Consider the following 6,273-nt stretch of genomic DNA (forward strand, 5'->3'; position numbering starts at 1 on the left):
TCTTAGTTTACATTTAAAGAGTTGATCCTATCCTATCCTGCCTCTTAATTTCTCTAAGCACTTCCTCTATAACATTAGACTCATTACGATATTCATCGAGTATCACTTTCTTTTTACAGTTTGTACATCTATACCCTTTTCTCAGTTCTATTTCATCATTATCTGAATCCATGTTAGCTCGAATACCTGGTGGAATATAATAAGGTTCTTCCCACTTCAGTTCCCCAAAGCACTTTTCATCTAAACAACAAGGTTCAGGATTGCTATTATATCCACCCCACTCATAATTAGGTTGAAACAACCATCTTACTCCCAGGTGTATAAATTCAATAGGCTGATGTCCGTAGCTTTGGTTGTAGTGAACAACATTGTCTTTTCTCTTAATATAAAAACTAATGACTGTAAATGTAATTAAAAAAATAATGCCTCCTACAACTAAAGAAGGAATTGTTAATTTAAATTCCTTGTGCTCTGAATAGAACCATTCGAACGGAACAGTCCCTTTCGTTACAAATTCAGCAACAAGAGTACCAATTGCACCTGAAATTACTCCTGTAATTATTGCAGTGATTATTGCAGTATTTTTCATATGATATCCCCTCCCTTTATAAGGAAGCTTTTTTTACTATCTTTACTTCACTAAATTTTTTGTATAAACCCATCCAATTACTTCTTCATCTTGAAGGTTTTTATAAACGATCATAGACCAATTTTTATATTTATAACAAAATTTTAGTAAGTATAAACAAAAGAAAAGAGTTTACTTTTTGGGCTGATCAAGTGCTTGGTAAGCTACCTGGTATTTTCCTCCATCGGCAACTTCTGAATGATACAAGGCCTTGAGGGCATTGTTTTTTTCAAGACTATGTTCTTCCTTCAGTTCTTTAAAGCGGGTATGCAGTTCTTTATTTTCCTTAATTAGTTGTTGCATTTGCAATTTTATGTACTTCAAAATATTTATCTCCTTTCTGAACCTCTGAGTTTAGCCTAATTTTTCAACTAGAAATAACCTGGCTAAAAAGATCCCTAAATTGCTCCCGGTCTTCTGCTGTAAAAGGCTTTGGTCCCTTTGTTCGCTGTCCGCTTTTTCGTGCCATTGCACTTAAATAACGTGTTTGCAATAATTGGTCAATATTTTCATTTGTATAACTAAATCCTTTATGGTGGAGGACGATAATTCCTTTTGCTAAACCTAGCGACGCAAGACCATAATCTTGCGTCACAATAATATCTCCTTTTTTAGCTAACTTCACAATCCGATAATCTGCAGCATCTGCTCCAGAATCAACATAAATGGTTTCCACTCCTGATGGCTGTTCTGCATTAGAAAAATGAGAAAAGCTTGTAACAAGGATAACCGGGATTTCTAATTTCCTTGCTTCAAAAATAATAATATCTTTCACTGGACAAGCATCTGCATCCACATAAATTTTCATCTTCTTCCTCCTGTTAAGAAGTTCGACTTACTATTTAACTGAATCTTTTTCAAGTATAAAAGGGACTGGTGACTTTTTTTAAAAAATATACAGGAGTTCTTCCTTTTGCTGTATTTTTCTATCCTCATATTATACTTTATAGAGTTATGGTAGCAATTGGTCGTCCAAGTTAAACGCCCAGAAAATAGATTGCTAAATCATCTGCTTTTATTAAAAGTCAATAAAACATCTAAGATACCTTAGAAATAAATACTTGATTATTCTGTCACACATTTTATAGGTTGTAAAAGAAAAAGGGTAGATAAACAGGATGATTACCTGTATACATCTATCCTTTTTGTACAACAAAAAACCTCATTTACCACAACAACAATTTTTTTTGTTGTTCAACTCTTGCACCCGTTAGTTTCTGTAGTCCTTAATAAAGAAAAGTAGCTAAAATAAAGCTTTTCAAGTATAAGAGAGTATCATTTTAGAGACGTGCACTTTATTTGGAGTGGCGGGCATGATAGCCTACTAGCTGAGCCAGAATCCTTAATACGTCTGGCTTCACGGCACATAACCATGCCCGTAGAGGCTCCGAGTAAAGTGACAAATTGCCTGAACTTACTACCATCAGAACGCCCGACAATATATAAAAATAACTTCGATAAGACTTATATGCTTTATAAAACACTACACTACACTACATTTAAGTGTAAGTATTCACAAACTGCCCTTTTTTACAATTCTTTTATTATAGTAATGCAGCCCCATAGTAACATTAAAAAAGGAGCTCTTCTTCATTGAAGAAATGCCCCTAATTGTATAGATGACTCTATTCGCATAGTATAAAAGGGTTACAGGATTTTTTTCAATAGCTCCAAATTATCTATAGTCTATTGTAAAGTTTCTTCAATAGTTAAAAATTCACCGTAAGATTCTTGGATAGATTTCAACATAACTACCATTGATTCCAACAAAAGCTGTAACTGCTCAAAGATTTTTGAGTCAATTCGTTCAGGTATGTCCACTTTCAAAAAACAATTAAGTTTGTATAGTTCAAATTTTTCGCCACCTTAGAGTTTTATAATAGTCTTGTATAAATATTAAATTTGTAATAGATGAACTAATTGGTCGTTAGACATATACTTTCCTACAAAAAAGGAACCAAACTGGCCAAACCGGGCACTAACTTCATCAAAGCGCATTTCATAAATAAGTTTTTTAAACTGAATAGGATCCTCCCCAAAAAGGGCTACCCCCCATTCGTAATCATCTAATCCAACAGATCCCAGTATGATTTGTTTAACTTTCCCTGAATATTTTCGTCCGATTAAGCTGTGACTCCGCATCATTTGTTTGAGATTTTCGCTTGTTAACATATACCAATTGTCACTTGCACTCAGAAGTTTATTCATAGGATAAAAACAAACATAGTCAGTAGTAGGGATCTTTGGAAACAATCGTTCCCTTATTTCTGGTTTATTATAGGGATCTTCCCCTTCAGGCAAGAAGTTACTTAATTCAACTACTGATACATACGAGTTGGACTGTAAAGTATAATCAGCTAATTTTGTTTTATTTAATGCCAATTCTATTTCCAACAATTCATCTAGTGTTGGGCGAAGAAACATGAACATGATGTCTGCTTTATGACCTGTTATTTGAAAGAGTGCATGACTACCCTCAGATTTTTCTTGTGTAACAGTCCAGCAGTTCAATAATTCCTTCATTTCTTCAAGAACTTCTTTACGTTGCTGGTCTCCCAAAGACTTCCATCTTTCCCAATAAATTTTTCGAAAATCATTTAAGCAGTACCAACCTTCAAGGGTTTCTGCAGCATTAGACATTTTCCTTACTCCTATGTTTTTTAATTTTTATAACTCACTTTTAGATATAAAACGATTTAATTTAAAGCAAATGAAGAGATTATTGTGAGAAAATCATCTAAATATTTTTTTATGAGTGGACCATCAAATATAATCCACTACTCCATAATATAGGATTTAGAAATATTATAACCATCCAATCCCACACTTTTTTAACCATCCATTACTACTAAATTTAAAAAAGAACCATGATTAAAATCATGATTCTTAGTAGAAATATTCACGAAGTTAAATGTTTTAAAGGGAATTAAGTGTTTCGGCAAATCTTTTTATTCCTTCATTTATGGATTCTTCATCTTCCCTTGCGAATGTAAAACGGACATACCCTTTTTTGGATCCCATCGTGGAGCCCGGAACATATATGACTCCTTTTTTAATCGATTCTTCAAGTAATTGTGTTTCATTAAACTCCTTTTTCAGTTTGCACCATATATGAATACCTCCTATAGGGACAGCAAATTCAACACGATTCCCTAAAAAAAAATTTAGACTCGTCACAATCTGATCTCTTCGTTTTTCCAACTCCTTCACTAATCTTTTAATATGTAAATGAAAACTCTCCGATTCCAGAAAATCACTTGCAATCCATTGAGTAAAGCTAGCATGCCCGAAGTCAATTTGTTGTTTTGCATCGGATAGTCTTTCAATCACAGGCTTTGGCCCGATAATCCATCCAATCCGCAACCCTGAAGCAACAATCTTTGATAAAGAACTGATGTATAAGACATTTCCATGAGTATCCATAGATTTTAGAGTGGTAACTACTTCTCCTGTGAATGATGTTAAACTATACGGATCATCTTCTACTACAGGAATCCCATGTTCAGACGATATATCTAGTATAGCTTTTCTCTTTTTTTCCCTCAGTAAAGTCCCTGTAGGATTTTGAAATGATGGGTTTAAGTTTAAGAATATCATTTTAATGCGATGTTTCTTATATAGATCTAATAAATCCTCTGGATTTATACCATCCTTATCTACTGTTAAATAATATGGTTTTATCCCGGCAGTTTTAAAAATTGGTAGATTATAGCTATAGGAAGGGTCTTCTATTGCAACTGCATCTCCAGGCTTTAATAGACATTGAACAACTAAATGCAATGCCTGTTGAGCTCCAGATGTAATTAATATGGATGAAGCGTTTGTGTCAATTTTCCTAAATATTTTCACATGCTTTGTAATGGTTTCCCTTAGTATCGAGTTCCCTTGTGGATGATCATATCCTAAGCTTCCGATAAATGACCTTGTTGATGTAATGTTTCTTAAGGAATCCATAGGAAAAAGATCTTCTGATAATTCGCCGCTAGCTAAATTGATAAGTTTATGCTCTACCGCTTCTTTTCGAATTCTTTGGGTTACAAGTAAATTTGGTAAAAATGTCCCTGCCTCAATATACCGGTTCCAAATCGGAATACGTTTCTTGGTTATCCCCCATATATCTTTGCTTATCATTGTTCCACTTCCTCTGTTTCTTTGAATCAATCCATTTGATTCCAGTTCATCATACTCTGCTACTATTGTACTTCTGTTAACATTAAGTTCTTTTGCTAAGGACCGTTCTGATGGTAATGGTTTATCGGGAGGAAAAGTACCATTCGCAATTCCGTGTTCAATATATTCTACGAGCTGTTTATAAATCGCTTTTTTTGCATTTCGATCCGGCTTCCAATCCATTGGCTACATTCCTCTTTTTTACGATTTATTATTTTTCTATTTGTTTTTTTTACTCTGGATCCTGTACTTAAAAAAACAACCTATCGAGTTAATAATCAATAGGTAAAAAAATATAATTTATGCGAAAAATCTAATATAAACTCCAAGAGCAATTAAAGATAAGGTAATAATCACTACATAAATTAAAGTTAAATTTGTCGTATTTTTCTTTGTAGATTCTCTATAATTTTCGTCACTTTTACCAGTTAATACTAAAGTCAAAATTACAGATATGATCAGTATTAGAAAAACTATAGCAATAAGAAGTTTCATACTACACCCCTACTAATTGAACTGTTTGTATAAATATTTTATCTAGTTTAAACAGCAAACGAACCATCCAATTTTAAAGAATCACACCAGTCCAATTTACCTATTTGTTTGTTGAACATACAAAAACAAAAAAAGACAGCCTTTATTTGAGACTGTCTTTTTTTATAAAAACCACTAAACTTTACCAAGATACTATAGTGACACTAGAACAAATAGAACTGCTATCCATTTAAAGTTTTAAGCTTATGAGGTACCATGGTGTTAATTACTCCCTAATATTATTAATTTTGGTTAGGTAATCAAAAGCACCTAAAGCTGCTGTGGCCCCAGACCCCATTGAAATAATAATTGCTTATAAGCACTGTCAGTACAGTCACCTGCAGCCTGAACTCCTTTACTATCATTCTTAGTTTTTTTTTGTACCGCTTGTGTTGTCATTTATTAGTTCCCCTTTCAAATATAGATCTACATTTGTTCTTTTGCTGCAATAAAATAGGGAGAAGGATAGTAAGAATCACTAATCCAGCTGCGTGGTCCTTCCAGCGAAGATGCATCTAATAAATGTTTCCTAGTTAAGTTAACTATATTTTATTACTGCCGTTTTGTACTTACAAAAAAATTTAAGTTTTTTATAAGGGATTTGTTCTACGATTTAATTAAAAAATTATACGTTGGCAGCGTAGAGGTCACTACTCTTACTCCTGAGGAATAAACAACTCAAAAAGACCCCAAATATCAAAAAACATTTAGGTTGCCCCCTCTCCTCGCTGGGTTTCAATTTATTATTTAAGGGTGTATCATCAACTATTATCCAGTTTATGGTTTAATTAAATTTTAAAAAATGTATAGACAAATAACACCCTTTGAAATGCAATAGCGAACGCCTTGTGCTTCAAAGGGTGTTTCTTGAGTTATATATGGTATTTAGATAACCTTTAAATTATGAAGGTTGACGCTATTAAATCATCTTCCTACGCCTT

At 33.3% G+C, this 6,273-nt stretch carries 5 protein-coding genes and 1 pseudogene; all 6 read right to left on the reverse strand.

All coding sequences use genetic code 11. From position 1 onward, the window contains the following. Positions 1-13: 13 nt before the first annotated feature. A complete protein-coding gene (locus tag ACGLXV_RS06230) occupies positions 14-589 on the reverse strand; it encodes a hypothetical protein (protein ID WP_391557953.1) in 576 nt (191 codons plus the stop codon). Between the two features lie 171 nt (positions 590-760). Then, a complete protein-coding gene (locus ACGLXV_RS06235; RefSeq protein WP_391557954.1) occupies positions 761-952 on the reverse strand; it encodes a hypothetical protein in 192 nt (63 codons plus the stop codon). Between the two features lie 43 nt (positions 953-995). Next, positions 996-1,436 carry a YaiI/YqxD family protein gene (locus ACGLXV_RS06240; RefSeq protein ID WP_391557955.1) on the reverse strand — a complete coding sequence of 147 codons (441 nt, stop codon included), beginning with the start codon at positions 1,434-1,436 and terminating at the stop codon, positions 996-998. 1,088 nt (positions 1,437-2,524) lie between these two features. Further along, on the reverse strand, positions 2,525-3,268 hold the full coding sequence (hemQ, locus tag ACGLXV_RS06245) for a hydrogen peroxide-dependent heme synthase (protein WP_391557956.1): 744 nt from the start codon (positions 3,266-3,268) through the stop codon (positions 2,525-2,527). A 276-nt stretch (positions 3,269-3,544) separates the two neighbouring features. Further along, positions 3,545-4,981 carry a MocR-like pyridoxine biosynthesis transcription factor PdxR gene (gene pdxR / locus ACGLXV_RS06250; protein ID WP_391557957.1) on the reverse strand — a complete coding sequence of 479 codons (1,437 nt, stop codon included), beginning with the start codon at positions 4,979-4,981 and terminating at the stop codon, positions 3,545-3,547. Between the two features lie 577 nt (positions 4,982-5,558). Beyond that, positions 5,559-5,686, reverse strand: a pseudogene (locus tag ACGLXV_RS06255) (hypothetical protein); the annotation flags it as partial. Positions 5,687-6,273 lie beyond the last annotated feature (587 nt).

The sequence above is a fragment of the Robertmurraya sp. genome, from assembly GCF_036676585.1.
Lineage (GTDB): Bacteria > Bacillota > Bacilli > Bacillales > Cytobacillaceae > Robertmurraya_A.